Here is a 15,202-nt window from a genome sequence, read left to right as displayed (position 1 = left end):
TGAATACCGCATGCTGCGTCCCTGAGTCCCGAGGATGACATGAATGATGCAAGCGCTGCGCAGCCTGCGCCCCTACGGGATCTCGCGGCTGAACTGTTGCCCATACTGACCGAAAATGCCGCAAAGGTTGATACAGAGGCCAACTTTCCACTTGCGGCAGTCGATGCGCTGCGCCGCAGCGGACTGTTCGGCCTCATGGTCCCGGTCGAATACGGAGGACTCGGCGGAACCCTTACGGAGATGGTCGAGGTCGCCCAAGTCCTCGCTGGGGGATGTCTTTCCACTGCGATGATCTGGGTGATGCACTCCCAGCAGATCGACTCCGTGATCCGCTATGGATCTGGTCAGCTCAAGCGTGAACTGCTTCCACGAGTCGCGGCAGGAGAGGTGTATCTGGCATCTGTGACGACAGAGTCCGGATCCGGTGGGCACCTGCTCACTGCAGCCGAGTCACTAAGACACACGGGTACCGGCATGGAGATCAATCGCAATGCTCCCATCGTTACCGGTGGAGAATATGCGGATGGATTTCTGATCACCATGCGAGACGCCGAGGACGTGAGCGCCAACCAGGTAACTCTGGTTTATGTAGATCGGCAGGATCTGGAGATCGAGCAGTACGGCGAATGGAACACACTCGGCATGCGCGGCACGCGTAGCGTCGGCATGCGGATCAACGGGAGCTCTCCTAGCCACTGCGTCGTCGGAGAGCGTGGCGGGTACCGCTCGATAGCGATTGAAAGTGTGATTCCGATAGCTCACCTTGGATGGTCTGCATGCTGGCTCGGGGCGGCCAGGCAGGCTTTCAGCGATGTCGTCAAGCTTATACGCTCGCCTCGCCGTCCCAGTTCCATTGATCCAAATTCTCCCCTGGTCGCCGCGCGGTTGGCCCGGATACGAATGGACCTGGAACTGGTGAGTGGCTATCTGAATCGTGTCTTGGGTGAGGTCCTCGAATGCCGATCAGACGGGCGCTCGCTGGACACTACAGAAATGCAGATCCATATAAATACACTGAAAGTCGCCGCCGCCGAGCGAACTTTCAGTGCGGTGGACGGCCTGATTCAACTGGCCGGCGTTTCAGTCGGGTATTCCAGGAGCTCGTCCGTTCCGTTGGAACGGCATTTTCGCGACCTCAGATCAGCCAGCCTGAACTTCTCAAATGACCGTATGCTCGTGGCCAATGGCGCCCTGTCACTGATGGATCGGAAGGTTACTCTGGCCTGACCTGCAACGGGTGCAAGGCCAGGGGATTGGGTCTCATCGGTTGATCCGAACGGTTGCCCCGGATTCGCCTCGCCAAAATGGAGGCCGCGCGAACCGGGCTACGTGGATGGCGCCCGGATGATCGCCCTGCATACCCGATCACACATCACTTCCACCACCAAGCGTGATCGGTTCGGAGTGCAGTCATTCCAAGAACTGAAACAAGAGGCAAGCGGCATGATTTTCGAAAGAGCCTCCGATGTTGTAACTGATGACGTTTTCATCCACCTTGCTGAATTCGCTCCAGAGATGCAGGTGTTCCTCAAGTTGGAGGGGCTGAACCCGGCCGGATCGATCAAGCTCAAGACAGCGGTGTCCCTGATCGAGTCGAAAGAGCGGACGGGCGCCCTGCGCCCGGGGAGCCATATCATCGAATCGTCGTCGGGCAATCTCGGCGTGGCTCTATCCGTAGTGTGCGCGGAGAGGGGATACCGGCTGACGGTAGTCACCGATCCCAATGCCGCCCGGCATTCGATTCGGGTCATGGAGAGCCTGGGCACGGACGTGGTGGAAGTCCAGGCCAAGGACGTGCACGGCGGATACCTGTGGACCAGGATCGAATACATACGTGAACGGCTGGCCCGCGAACCCGACTTGATCTGGCTTGACCAGTATGCCAACCCAGCCAACAGCCGAGCCCATCGGGATCGGACGGCCCGGGCTATCCACCGGGAGCTGGGAGCTGTGGACGCGCTGTTCATCGGGGCTGGCACCACCGGGACGCTGATGGGGTGTGTGGAATATTTCACGCTCCACAGCCCGCTTACTCGGATCATCGCGGTCGATGCCGTCGGATCCGTCACCTTCGGAGGTCCGGCTGCACCTCGGTTCATTCCTGGGCTAGGGACAAGCCGCCGTCCAGAAATCTACGTCGATGGTGGCGGATTCGAGAAAGTCCGTATTGAAGAGCAGGCCACGATCGCGATGTGTCGCCGGGTTGCCACGGAGTACGGATTGTTGACAGGCGGGTCCACCGGCACCGTTCTGGCAGCCGTACAGCAGCTGGCCCCAGCCCTGCCAGCTGGTTCTCGAATAGCCGTAATCTCACCGGACATGGGCGGGAAGTACGTCGACACAGTCTACTCAGACGGGTGGGTCGATGAACGCTACGTTGGCGAGCGTGAATTCGCAGACCTCGACCCCATCAGTACGCACTGAAGTGAGGGATCTGACTTGAAGGACTTTGCAGTCGTGCCCGGAGCAGCGGTTTCGTCGATACTGAACGATTCCCATCATGACATTCTGCGAATCGTGGCCGAAACCTATGTCGCACATGAGCAAAAGCTCTCGGTGAACCCTGACAGCTATTTTCTCCGCTTTCCTGGCAAGCCGAACTCCCGCGTCATCGCGTTGCCTTCCTACCTAGGGGGGAGCGTGGACACCATCGGGATCAAGTGGATCGCCAGCTTCCCCGACAACGTCCAGTACGGTCGCCCCCGGGCTTCGGCCGTCCTGCTCCTGAACGACTACGGCACGGGGTACCCGCTGGCCTGCCTGGAGGCAGCGGGTATCAGCGCCGCGCGTACTGCCGCATCTGCCGCGGTTGCTATCGGCCGACTTGTCCCCGCCGTTGCTTCGGTAAGCGTCGGCGTCATCGGTGCGGGTGTCATCGCTCGCACCATCACCGACTACCTCCAAGCCCATCGCATCGACGTGGTAGACGTCTTGGTGCACGACCTGGACTCGGCCAGCGCGAACCACCTGGCTGCCCATGCCAGGGAGCGCCTGGGTGTGCCCGCCACGACCGGGACTCTGGACGAGGCCCTCGCCAAGGACGTTGTCGTCTTCGCGACGACGACGGCGAAGCCCTATGTGCCCGGGCATACCCGACTGCGACCTGACCAGCTGCTGGTCAACATATCCCTGCGCGACCTCGACCCGGAACTGATCCTGGCCTGCAACAACATCGTCGACGACGTCGACCACTGCCTTAAGGCTCAGACCTCGCCCCATCTGGCCGAACAGCTCAGCGGCAGCCGGGACTTCGTCACGGGGACCCTGGGTTCTGCACTCAAGGGGGACCTGGTTCTCGATCCGGACAAGGCAACTGTCTTTTCCCCTTTCGGTCTGGGGATCCTCGACCTGGCCGTCGGCCACTACGTTCTCGGCGAGGCCGAGCGCCGAGGCAGCGCCATCGCTATCCCGGATTTCATCGGTGAGACCAGCCGCTGGTAGGCAGTTCCGGCAGCCCCACCCCGCAAGCTGTTGGCAGTATAGAAAGACATGCCATGGGAGACCCAGTGAATGAATCCGGCAGCGAAAATTTCCTGTCCTTCGGAGAAGAGCGGCTCTGGTGGCTGCAGCAGCTTGACCCGGGTAGCATCAGTTTCAATAATATTTTGATGCTGGAATTCACCTCTGCCATGGTGGAGTCATCCCTCCTCGCGGCGGTCTCCCAATTGGTGGAACGGCACCAGATCCTGCGGACAAGCTACCCGCTGGACGGGTCAGGACGTCCGAGCCGACTTGTCCTGGATGAGTTCGAACTGCCTCTGGCGTGGCTTGCCGTCAGCGGCGATGACGGCCTGCAGGCGGCCGCGGAAGCGGCGGCCGCCCAGCCGTTCTCGCTGGTGGAAGCTCCACCTGTACGCGGTGTGGTGGTCCACTGCGGAAACGGGCGCGATGTCCTGATTCTCGTCATGCACCACATTCTCATCGACGGTTGGTCGTTCAGGCTCCTGCAGCGCGACCTGGCAGCGCTGTATGAGGCTCAGCTGCTGGGTCGGTCCCCGGACCTGCCGGTACTGGCGAACACCTTCTCAGGCTTCGCGGCAGCGCAGCGGCAGTATTCCGGCGAGAGCGGTACGTTGGCACAGGTGGACTACTGGAGGAGTGAGCTAGACGGATTCGATCGTTTGGAATTCCCGCTCGACTTTCCGAGGCCACAGACCTCGGGTCTCCCTGGCGACGTGGTCCGATTCAAGCTGTCGGGGGAGGCCACCGAGAAGCTGCGGCGATTCGCCTTGCGCCAGCGGTCGGCGCTACCGAGCGTGGTCGCGGCTGTGTTCCAATTCCTCCTGGCTGAGTACTCCGGTCAGACGGACGTGACGATCGGCACCGCGTTCACCGGTCGTTATCAGGCCGAATTCCATGACGTCGTGGGGTTCTTTGTCAACACAACGGCGCTGCGGGCCGATCTGTCAGCTGCCGGCACCGTCCGTGAGCTGGTGCGCCTGGTCCACTCCAAAATGGAGTCGGCCAACACCCATCAGAGTGCTCCCTTCGACCAGGTAGTCGCAGCGGTAAATCCCATTCGCGAGCCCGGTCGCAACCCGATCTTCGATCTGGTGTACATACACCACGGTGAACGTCGAACCACTGCTACTGATCCGGCATCGGTTGAGCGCATGCGTCGCCTCAGCCAGAGCAGGTCCAGTGTGAACTTCGATCTCGAGTTGAGCACCTCTGTGGTGGACGGGTGCCTGGAATACGCGCTGAGCTACCGGACTGACCTCTTCCGACGCTCGACGATCGAGGGATTCGGCCGCCGATTCACGCGGATCCTTGACCAGGTCGTCTCCGACCCCGGGCTTGCGCTTTCGGGCATCTCGTTCATGGACGCCTCCGAGCGTGAGGACCTGCTCTTCGGCCGTACCGGCACACAGCGGCCGGCAGGGCCGAACCTCATCACGGATTCTTTTGAAGACCAGGTGAGACGCACGCCGCAGGAGGTAGCGCTCGTCTCCGACGGCGTCGAAGCCAGCTACGTCCGACTGAACGCAAAGGCCAACCAGCTGGCTCGACTCCTGGTCGAACGAGGGGTAGGCATCGAGTGCGTGGTGGGTGTGGCCCTGCCCCGGTCGGTGGAGCAGATTGTTGCGCTCATGGCGGTATGGAAAGCGGGGGCAACGGTACTTCCGCTGAACCTCGACCAGCCGCTCGACCGCATTGCCCAGGTATTCGCGGATGCCCGGCCGAAGGTGGTAGTGACGGCAGGTGAGCTCTCTTTCCACCTTCCTGATGCCGCCTCAGGAGAATTGGACATCCTACGCACGGACGATCAGGAAGTGGTTCGGGCCTGCGCTCGGGCCTCGGACCGAGATCTCACTGATGCGGACCGGCTGGGATCCTTGCGGCCTGAGAACGCGGCCTACGTGATCTTCACTTCCGGTTCCACCGGTCGCCCCAAAGGTGTCGTCGTCGAGCACCGCAGCCTGGCTAATCTTTACGCCGACGAGAGCGCTGCTCTGTTCGGTTCTCACGCAAGGCGGCTCGAGCGTGACCGGTTGCGGATCGCCTTGACCGCGGCGCACTCCTTCGACGCGGCCTGGCAGGGGCCGCTGGCCATGGTGGCAGGCCATGAGCTTCACCTGATCAGTGACGAGGTCCGCCGTGACGCCGGGCTGCTGGTCCGCTACGTCGACGAGCATGAGATCGATTTCATGGACGTGACTCCGTCCCACGCTCAGGTCCTGGTCGCAGTCGGCCTTCTCCGGAACCCTCGTTGGGTGCCCTCCTTGCTTGTTGTAGCGGGTGAGGCCATCGGGCAAGGCCTTTGGGACGAACTTCGGTTGGCGCCTCGTATCCACGCGTACAACTACTACGGGCCCACTGAATACACAGTCGCGGCGTCGGCCGGGAAAATCTCGGACAGCGAGCAACCGGTCATCGGCCGCCCACTGTCGAACACTTCGGCATATGTTCTGGACGACCGCCTGCAGCCGGTGCCACCAGGCGCCAAGGGAGAGCTGTACCTGGCAGGAGCCCAGATCGCCCGCGGATACTTGGGGCAGCCGGGTACGACGGCCGAACGTTTTGTAGCTGATCCGTTCGGACCTGCTGGTTCGAGGATGTACCGGACCGGTGACCTGGCGAGGTGGAACGCGTCCGGGGAGTTGGAGTTCCTGGGTCGCGCGGATGCGCAGGTGAAGATCCGGGGGTTCCGGGTCGAGCCAGCAGAGGTCGAGTCGGTGCTGTTGCGGCATCCCGACATCGCTCAGGCCGCGGTAATCAGCCGGGAAGACGTCCCTGGGGATAAGAGTCTGGTGGCGTATGTCATCGGGGAGGGGCCTGGGGCGGCCGAGCCTGCCGAGTTGCGTCGCTTTGTGAGTGCTTCCGTGCCGGACTACATGGTCCCGGCAGCGATCGTGATCTTGGACGCTCTTCCGTTGACTACGAACGGCAAGCTCGACCGCCGAGCGCTGCCGGTCCCGGAGTTCGCGGCCTCGCTGTCTTCCCGCGCTCCACGCAACCCGCGTGAGGAGATCCTCTGCGGCCTGTTCGGTGAGGTGCTGGGGCTGGACCGGGTCGGTATCGATGACGGATTCTTCAACCTGGGCGGACACTCACTTCTGGCAACCCGCCTGCTCAGCCGCATCCGGACGGTCCTGGGGCTGGAGGTGGCGGTCCGTACCTTCTTCGAGGCCCCGAGTGTTGCCGGGCTCAGCGAGCGTCTGGAGACGGGCCAGGAGGTGCGGCCCCCGCTGCGTGTGCTGGAGCGGCCAGAAAGACTCCCCTTGTCGTTCGCGCAGCGGAGGCTGTGGTTCCTGCACCAGTTGGACCAAGGGGCGGCCTATCACATTCCTCTCGCGCTGCGGCTTTCCGGCGTGCTCGACGTCACCGCGCTCGAGTCGGCGTTGGCGGATGTGGTCAGTCGGCACGAAAGCCTCCGGACGGTCTTCCCGGCCGCAGACGGCCAGGCCTGGCAGCAGGTGCTGTCGGGGGCGGCGGTGCGGCCCGCCATCACGGTGGTTGAGGCCGGTATTGATGACCTCGACCGGAAGTTGACCGCCGCCGTCCGGCAGGGCTTCGACCTCTCCCGGGAACTGCCCATCCGGGCCCGGCTGTTCGCGATGGGCGCCGGAGAGCACATCCTCCTGCTGGTGGTACACCACATCGCCTGTGACGGATGGTCGCTGGCTCCGTTGATGCGGGACCTGGCCGAGGCATACGAGGCACGCCGAAAGGGGGCTGTGCCGACTCTGCCGACCATGCGGGTCCAGTATGCCGACTACACCCTGTGGCAGCGTCTGCTGCTGGGCGATGAGAGCGATCCGAACAGCTTGTTCGCACGACAGCTGGAGTTCTGGAAAGCGAATCTTCAAGGGCTACCGGGCCTGATCGATCTTCCCCTCGATCGTCCCCGTTCAACAGCGGCGGACTCGCCGGGTGCCGTGGTTCCCTTCGAGCTGCCTCCGGCGGTCTACGCCGGCTTGTCGGCACTGGCTCAGGAAAACCAGACCACGATGTTCATGGTCCTGCAGACCGGGATTGCGGTACTGCTGTCCCACCTCGGAGTCGGCACGGATATTCCGCTGGGCAGCCCGATCGCCGGGCGGACCGATGACGCGCTGGATGATCTCGTGGGGTTCTTCATCAACACCCTTGTCCTGCGCACCGATCTCTCCGGAGACCCGAGCTTCCGGGAGCTGCTCGCCCGCATCCGGGAGACGGATCTGGCTGCCTACGCGAACCAGGACATCCCGTTCGAGTCCCTGGTCGAGGTGCTCAACCCCGAAAGGGTCCTTGGTTCCAATCCGTTGTTCCAGGTCAGCTTCGTGCTCCAGAACGGCGTTGAACGGCGTCCCGCCTTCCCGGAGCTTGACGGTCAACCGGTCAGGGTCGGCCTGGGAATGGCGAAGTTCGACCTGAGCTTCATCCTGAGTGAGCACAGAAGCACAGGGGAAGGCCCAGGCCACTGCCGGGGGACGATTGAATACCGTACCGACCTGTTCGATCGAAGCACGGTCGAAGGAATCGCCAGTCGCCTGGTAAGGGTATTCGAGCTGTTCACAGCCGACGCGGATGCGCGCGTCGGGCAGGTCGACCTTCTGGCACCGGAGGAGCGCGAGCTGCTGCTCGTCGAGTGGAACGCCACCCAGCATCCGATCTCCGAGGCGACACTCCCGAAGCTGTTCGAAGCACAGGTGGCGCGGACCCCGCACGCGCGGGCTGTGTCATCCGGGGACACCGTCCTCACGTACACAGAACTCAACGAGCGAGCGGATCTGCTGGCCCAGAACCTCCGACGACATGGTGTGGTGCACGAGTCGGCAGTTGCTGTGCTGATGGAGCGTTCGATCGACCTGCTGGTCGCCCTGCTGGCCGTCATCAAGGCCGGCGGTTACTACGTGCCGTTGCCGACAGGCTTCCCTCTGGCTCGGATGCTGAAGGTACTGGACGGTACAGCTGCCCCGCTCCTGCTTATCGATCAGGCGACACGTACCCACGAACTCGTCGACCGATCTGCCGCCCGCGGTGTGACCGTCTTGGAGCTGGGTACGTGCGTCGGGCTTGCGCCCGACAACACAGTCGGTGAACCGTTGCCCGAGTGTGACAGCGAACAGCTGGCATACGTCATGTATACGTCGGGCTCGACCGGTGTCCCAAAGGGCGTGGCCATCACCCACGCGGATGTAGCCGGATTGGCGTTGGACCGGGCGCTTGCCCTGGGCATCGGTGAGCGGGTTCTCTTCCACTCGCCGCATGCCTTTGATGCCTCCACCTACGAGTTGTGGGCGCCGTTGTTGTCAGGTGGACAGGTGGTCGTCGCACCTGCTGGGGACCTCGACGCAGCCGTGCTGCAGCACCTGATCTCGGAAGAGCAGATCACAGCGATCTTCATTACGACGGCCCTGCTCCGCGTGTTGGCTGATGAGTGCCCCAGCGCCTTCGCCGGAGTGAGGGAGATCCTCACCGGCGGTGAAGCAATGGCGATCTCCGCAGTACAGCGACTGCGGGATGAGGTTCCCGGCATCGTCGTGCGACATGTCTACGGGCCGACGGAGACCACGACCTATGCCGTACAGCATGTGTTGGGCCCGGGACAGGAACTGGGCCACTCGGTACCGATCGGTCGGCCGCTGGACAACACGCGCGCTTATGTGCTCAACACCGTGCTGCAACCGACCCCGGTGGGCGTAGCCGGGGAGTTGTACATATCTGGAGCAGGTCTGGCTCGGGGGTACGTGGGGCAGCCGGGGGTGACGGCTGAGCGTTTTGTGGCTGATCCGTTGGGGCCTGCCGGTTCGCGGATGTACCGGACCGGTGACCTGGCGCGCTGGAACGCCTCCGGGGAGCTTGAGTTCATCGGTCGCGCAGACACGCAGGTGAAGATCCGGGGGTTCCGGATCGAGCCGGGTGAGGTCGAGTCGGTACTGGCGCGCCATCCTGGTGTTGCCCAGGCCGCAGTGGTCGCCCGGGAAGACCAGCCTGGAGACAAGCGGCTTGTGGCCTACGTCGTTGCCAGTCTCGCCGAGGCTCTGGACCCAGCCGAACTACGCCGCTTCGTGGGCGCCTCCCTGCCCGACTACATGGTTCCGGCAGCCGTCGTTGTGTTGGACGCTCTTCCCTTGACGACGAACGGCAAGCTGGATGTCCGAGCGCTGCCGACTCCGGAGTACGAAGCCTCAGCCTCTTTCCGCGCTCCGCGTAGTCCGCGTGAGGAGATCCTCTGCGGCCTGTTCGGTGAGGTACTGGGGCTGGACCGGGTCGGCATCGACGATGGATTCTTCGACCTGGGTGGGCACTCGCTGCTCGCCACCCGCCTCGTCAGCCGCATCCGAGCGGTCCTCGGCGTCGAAGTGGGGATCCGTGACCTCTTCGATTCCTCGTCAGTTGCGGGCCTCGCCGGGCGCGTGAACGACGGCTCCCAAGTACGGCCGGAGCTCGTCCAGATGCCCCGGCCACCGTTCCCACCGCTTTCATCCGCACAGCGCCGACTGTGGTTCCTGAATCGGCTCAACGGATCAGACGCCACCTACAACGTCCCCTTCTTCCATCGTTTCTCCGGCGCTCTGGACATCAAGGCATTGGAGGCCGCGCTGCGGGACGTGGTGAAGCGGCATGAAAGCCTGCGGACAGTCTTCCCGGACATCGACGGCGAGCCCTGGCAGCAGGTACTCGAAGCGTCGGAATCGTGGCCGGCCCTGGCCGTCGTGCCCTGCGATGAGGACGAGTTGGCCGCCGCCTCGGCAGCTGCCGCCTGGCAGGGATTCGATCTCGCGGTGGACCTGCCTGTGAGGGCGTGGTTGTTCGAATTGGCTGAGGACGAGCATGTTCTTCTCCTGGTGATGCATCACATTGCCGCAGACGGTTGGTCTATGGCGCCTTTGGCACGTGACCTGGCGGAGGCCTACTCAGCGCGGATTCGAGGTCGTCGGGCGGCGTGGACGCCGCTGCCTGTGCAGTACCTGGACTACACGCTTTGGCAACACGAATTGCTGGGCGATGAGGGGGATCCCGAGAGTCTGCTGTCCGGACAACTGGCCTACTGGCGGACTGAGCTGGCCGGATTGCCCGGCGAACTGGAGCTCCCGTTCGATCGTCCAAGGTCGTTGGTGGTCGGCCGTTCCGGAGGTCGGTTCACGTTCGCCGTCGCACCTGAGGTGCGCGAGCGGTTGGGCACGCTGGCCCGCGATGGACAGGCAACCATGTTCATGGTCCTTCAGACGGCAGTGGCCGCCCTGCTAAGCCGGTTGGGCGCCGGTACCGATATTCCGTTGGGGACTGCGGTGGCGGGCCGCACCGATAGCGGCTTGGAGGATCTCATAGGATTCTTCGTGAATACGTTGGTCCTGCGTACGGATGTCTCGGGGGACCCTACATTCCGAGAGCTGTTGGCCCGGGTACGCGAGACTGACCTGAGCGCCTATGCACACCAGGATCTCCCGTTCGAAATGCTGGTCGAGGCGCTGAACCCCGAGCGTACAGTGGGGGTTAACCCCCTGTTTCAAGTGATGCTGGTTCTTCAGAACAACGCCAGAGCAGTCTTGGACCTGCCCGGTGTCAAGGATCAGCCAGTGCGTGTCAGCGACTCCGACGCGGCGAAATTTGACCTCTTCTTCTCATTCACCGACGACCTGCGGTGTGACGTCGAATACGGTCCCATGTTCGACGGGATAACCGTGAAGGTGATAGTCGCCCGGCTCCTCCGAGTGCTGGAGGAATTCACCGCTGATCCGGATCTGCGGATAGGCCAGGCAAAGGTGCTGTCCGGAGAAGAGCGGCAGCAACTGCTGGTGGACTGGAACAGTACGAGCCTGGACATTGCCGACCAATTCCTGTCGGAACTCATCGAGGTGCAGGCAACCCGCACACCGAGGAAGGTGGCGGTGTCATTCGGCGACTCGGTGCTCACCTACGAGGAGCTGAACACGCAGGCCAACCGACTGGCCCATGAACTGATCTCCCGAGGAATAGGTCCGGAGCAGTTCGTGGCCGTGGCGGTACCCCGCTCCCACGGACTGGTCATCGCGCTCCTGGCGGTATTGAAGTCGGGCGCGGCGTACGTTCCCGTGGATCTGGACTATCCGGTGGAGCGGATCTCGCTGATTCTTGATGACGCCTCTGTCTCCCTCCTACTCACGGACGGAAGCCTGCCAGCGGGTTTCGTCGCGGACGGGGTTCCCGTCCTGCTCCTCGACGAACGGTCAGGACCTGCGGACCCGGACCCGTGGCCGGAAACCAACCCTGCCGATGCGGACCGGACGATCGCGCTGCGGCCGGAAAACCCCGCCTACGTCATCTACACCTCGGGTTCCACCGGCCGTCCCAAGGGCACGATCATCACGCAAGCCGGTCTGGCGAGCCTGCTGCGGGGCATGCTGCTGAAATTCCCACTCACGGGCGAGGACCGCCTGCTCGCAGTGACCACGATTTCCTTCGATATCGCTGCCTTTGAGCTCTATCTGCCACTGATCAGCGGCGCCGAAGTGATCCTGGCGCCCCGTGACGTCGTGCGCGACCCCATTGCGCTCGCCGCTCTGCTCCTGCGGAGCGGCGCAACGACGATGCAGGCGACCCCGTCACTGTGGCACGAACTTGTCGCAGACGGCACATTGGAGGCATCCGGCCTGTCGGGACTGCGTATCGTCGTTGCCGGTGAGGCATTGCACGCTGAATTGGCGAACGCGTTGCGGCGACTGGGCGAGGTCACCAACCTCTACGGCCCGACCGAGACCACCATATACTCGACCGCCGCCCCCCTCGCCGGCGTCAGCGCGGAAGCAAAGCCGCCGATCGGCCGACCGGTGGCAAACACCCGGGCATATGTGCTGGACACTGCTTTGAGCCCCGTCCCGATCGGGGTCACAGGTGAGTTGTACCTGGCCGGAACGGGATTGGCACGCGGCTACCTCAACCGTCCGGACCTGACAGCAGAGCGTTTCATTGCCGATCCCTTCAGCTCCTCCGGTGAACGCATGTATCGCACGGGCGACCTGGTGCGGTGGAATCCTCGAGGGGATCTGGAGTTCATCGGGCGTGCAGACGACCAGGTCAAGCTGCGTGGTTTCCGGATCGAACCAGGTGAAATCGAGTCCGTTCTTACCGCGCACACGGGGGTGGCTCGTGCCGCGGTAATGATCCGCGAGGATCGGGAGGGAGACAGGCGACTGGTGGCCTATGTGCTCCCGTCCAGTACCGGTGACGAAGGGGGAGAAGAAGTAGACGGGCGGCCCGACCATCGAGTGGAGGAGTGGCGCCACGTCTACGATCTGCAGTACGCGGGCATGGTCGATGACAGCTTCAAGGAGAGCTTCGCGGCCTGGAACAGCAGCTACGACGGAAATCCGATCCCCCTCGAAGAAATGCGCGAGTGGCGAGACCACACCGTTTCACGGGTGCTTTCCCTCCGACCGCATCGAGTACTTGAGATCGGTGTAGGAAATGGGCTGCTGATGTCTGAGATCGCACCCGGATGCCAGGAGTACTGGGCTACAGATTTCTCAGAGGAAGCAATCTCGCGGCTGGCCGCCGCATGGAACGGTGAGTTTTCCAGCTGCCCGCATACGAGGTTCTCCACCCAGGCGGCAGATGATTTCTCCAACCTCCCAGAAAGCCACTTCGATGTCATCGTAATAAATTCAGTAGTCCAGTACTTCCCTGATATCGACTACCTCGCAAGGGTGCTTCGGGGAGCCATGGCCGCACTCTCCCCCGGGGGAACTGTATTCCTCGGCGACGTTCGTGATCACCGACTCTTCAAGTGCCTACAGGTAGCTCTGACGGCAGGTGATGCAGAGTCTCCGGAAGGGCGAGCTGAGGTCATACGTGCTGCGGAGCGGCGCATGCACCTGGAAGAGGAGCTCCTGGTCGATCCCCGTTTCTTTGCATCGATAGGTGGAGAGATAGAGGGTCTCGCGGGCGTGGAGATCCACCTCAAGCGGGGCTCCTATCATAATGAGCTGAGCCGCTACCGGTACGACGTGCTCCTTCGGAAGGCGCCCTGTAGCGTCGTCCAAGTCGATGAACTCGAACACCTGCTGTGGGGGCGGGAGATCTCCGACGTCGAAGCCCTGCGGACGGTTCTCGCCTCGTACCGACCCGCCAGTATTCGGATAGGGAGGATACCCAACAGCCGCCTGAGTGAAGAGTGGGGCAGATTTGCCGACCTTGAGGGCATGGGCGGTCGGCTCACACCCGGAGCGCAGGGCGAGTCCGAGATCGGATCCGCCGTAGATCCCGAGGAGTTGTACGAGCTTGCCGCAGCCATGGATTACCGGTTGACCGCGACGCCCCTGCGGCACGCCGAGCCGAACACGTTCGACGCGATATTCCTGGATGGGCGCGTAGGCAACGGGAACGAGAGCCCCTCCGACCCGGCCAACACGACGGTCCAGCTTGCTGGAGATACTCGATCGCAGTTCAACAGCTTCGCCAATCACCCGGCAGCGGCGCGTAGGTCCGCACGGCTTCAGGACTCTCTGCGGCAGAAGCTCACCACCGAGCTTCCGGACCACCTGATTCCTTCCGCCATCGTGGTCATCGACGCTTTTCCGCTCACCCCGAACGGAAAGCTTGATCGGCGTGCCTTGCCTGCCCCTGATCTGGGCGTTGCCCTCGGCGGCGCGCCACGAACCGAGCTGGAGCAAAAGCTGTGCGATCTGTTCTGTGAGGTGCTGGGCCTGGCAGAGGTCGGAGTGGAGGACGGTTTCTTCGACCTCGGAGGCCATTCCCTCATGGCGATGCGGTTGATCAGCCGGATCCGAGCAACGATCGGCCTTGAGGTAGGAATACAAACACTGCTCGAGGCGCCCACCCCGGCGAAACTCGCCGAGCGACTTGACGACAGCATTGGCCGTGAGGGTCTCAACGCAGTCGGACTGCCCCGAGAAGCTGACGTGGAGCAAGTCGACCCCCTGGCCATGTTGCTCCCGCTCAGGATCGAAGGAAGCCACAGTCCTGTATTCTTTGTCCACCCGATCGGGGGATTGAGCTGGTGCTACTCCCGGCTTCTTCCGTATATTCCGAGTGAGCATCCAGTCTATGGGCTGCAGTCAAGCTCCTTTACCTCACCGGCGGCACTCCCTGATTCAATCACCGAGTTGGCGAAAAGGTATATCGCCCAGATACAGGAGGTACAGCCGCACGGCCCGTACTATCTTGCGGGGTGGTCTTTCGGTGGAGTTGTCGCGCATGAGATGGCGGTAGCGCTGGAAGCACTTGGTGAAGATGTTCCGACCTTGCTGCTGCTCGATTCACTGCCAGCCGTGAGTAAGAACCCGGAGGAAATTGGCGATCTTCCCGAACAAGCATTGCGGCTCATCGAGGAGTCGATTCGTGGAGCTTCCGCCGGCCTCATGGCCGAAATATCCGACACTGGGATCGACCTCTCCGCGATCGCCAGGCACTGTCTTGGGATGATGGACACGCATGACTCTCGAGTATTCCACGGAAGAATCATCAGCGTCGAGGCATCCGGATCCAACGACATTCGAAGCAAGGCCAAGGTCGACTGGGCCGGCCTGACCGATGGAGGAACCAACATTCACGTAGTCGACTGTGCTCACACGGAGATGCTGGATCCCGGCCCCGTCCTCCGGATCGGAGCGATCCTTTCAGAAATGATGGCCAACTTGCACGGAGGAGCTGCTGCCGAATGGAAGCGTGAAATGGCTGCGATTCCCGGAGTGATCTGAGGTCGATTCCTCGCTCTTCAGGTCCGATGGTAACCGACAGCTGGGCATAAAATACGTCTTGCAAGAGCGCTTATATC

The 15,202-nt window shown here is 62.7% G+C and carries 4 protein-coding genes; all 4 read left to right on the top strand.

Annotated features, from left to right (window positions below; translation table 11 throughout):
• Positions 1 to 39 precede the first annotated feature (39 nt).
• The 4 genes from GXP74_RS29760 to GXP74_RS29745 all read left to right on the top strand — a co-directional run bounded on the left by GXP74_RS29760 (position 40) and on the right by GXP74_RS29745 (position 15,125).
• The gene (locus GXP74_RS29760; RefSeq protein ID WP_182454316.1) at positions 40 to 1,227 is read left to right on the top strand and encodes an acyl-CoA dehydrogenase family protein; all 1,188 of its coding nucleotides are present in this window, start codon (positions 40 to 42) and stop codon (positions 1,225 to 1,227) included.
• A 117-nt stretch (positions 1,228 to 1,344) separates the two neighbouring features.
• Positions 1,345 to 2,424 carry a 2,3-diaminopropionate biosynthesis protein SbnA gene (sbnA, locus tag GXP74_RS29755; protein WP_370468476.1) on the top strand — a complete coding sequence of 360 codons (1,080 nt, stop codon included), beginning with the start codon at positions 1,345 to 1,347 and terminating at the stop codon, positions 2,422 to 2,424.
• Between the two features lie 15 nt (positions 2,425 to 2,439).
• A complete protein-coding gene (sbnB, locus tag GXP74_RS29750; RefSeq protein ID WP_182454315.1) occupies positions 2,440 to 3,441 on the top strand; it encodes a 2,3-diaminopropionate biosynthesis protein SbnB in 1,002 nt (333 codons plus the stop codon).
• A gap of 53 nt (positions 3,442 to 3,494) precedes the next feature.
• A complete protein-coding gene (locus GXP74_RS29745) occupies positions 3,495 to 15,125 on the top strand; it encodes a non-ribosomal peptide synthetase (protein ID WP_225448295.1) in 11,631 nt (3,876 codons plus the stop codon).
• The last annotated feature ends 77 nt before the right edge of the window (positions 15,126 to 15,202 follow it).

It is taken from the genome of Streptacidiphilus sp. P02-A3a, assembly GCF_014084105.1.
Classification (GTDB): Bacteria; Actinomycetota; Actinomycetes; order Streptomycetales; family Streptomycetaceae; genus Streptacidiphilus.
The sequence above is the reverse complement of the archived record's forward strand: the minus strand, read 5'-3'. Positions and strand labels throughout refer to the sequence as shown.

Coding starts and splice junctions, on each gene's coding strand:
- GXP74_RS29760 (WP_182454316.1), top strand. CDS start 40: ATGAATGATGCAAGCGCTGCGCAGCCTGCGCCCCTACGGGATCTCGCG.
- GXP74_RS29745 (WP_225448295.1), top strand. CDS start 3,495: ATGGGAGACCCAGTGAATGAATCCGGCAGCGAAAATTTCCTGTCCTTC.
- sbnA (WP_370468476.1), top strand. CDS start 1,345: ATGATCGCCCTGCATACCCGATCACACATCACTTCCACCACCAAGCGT.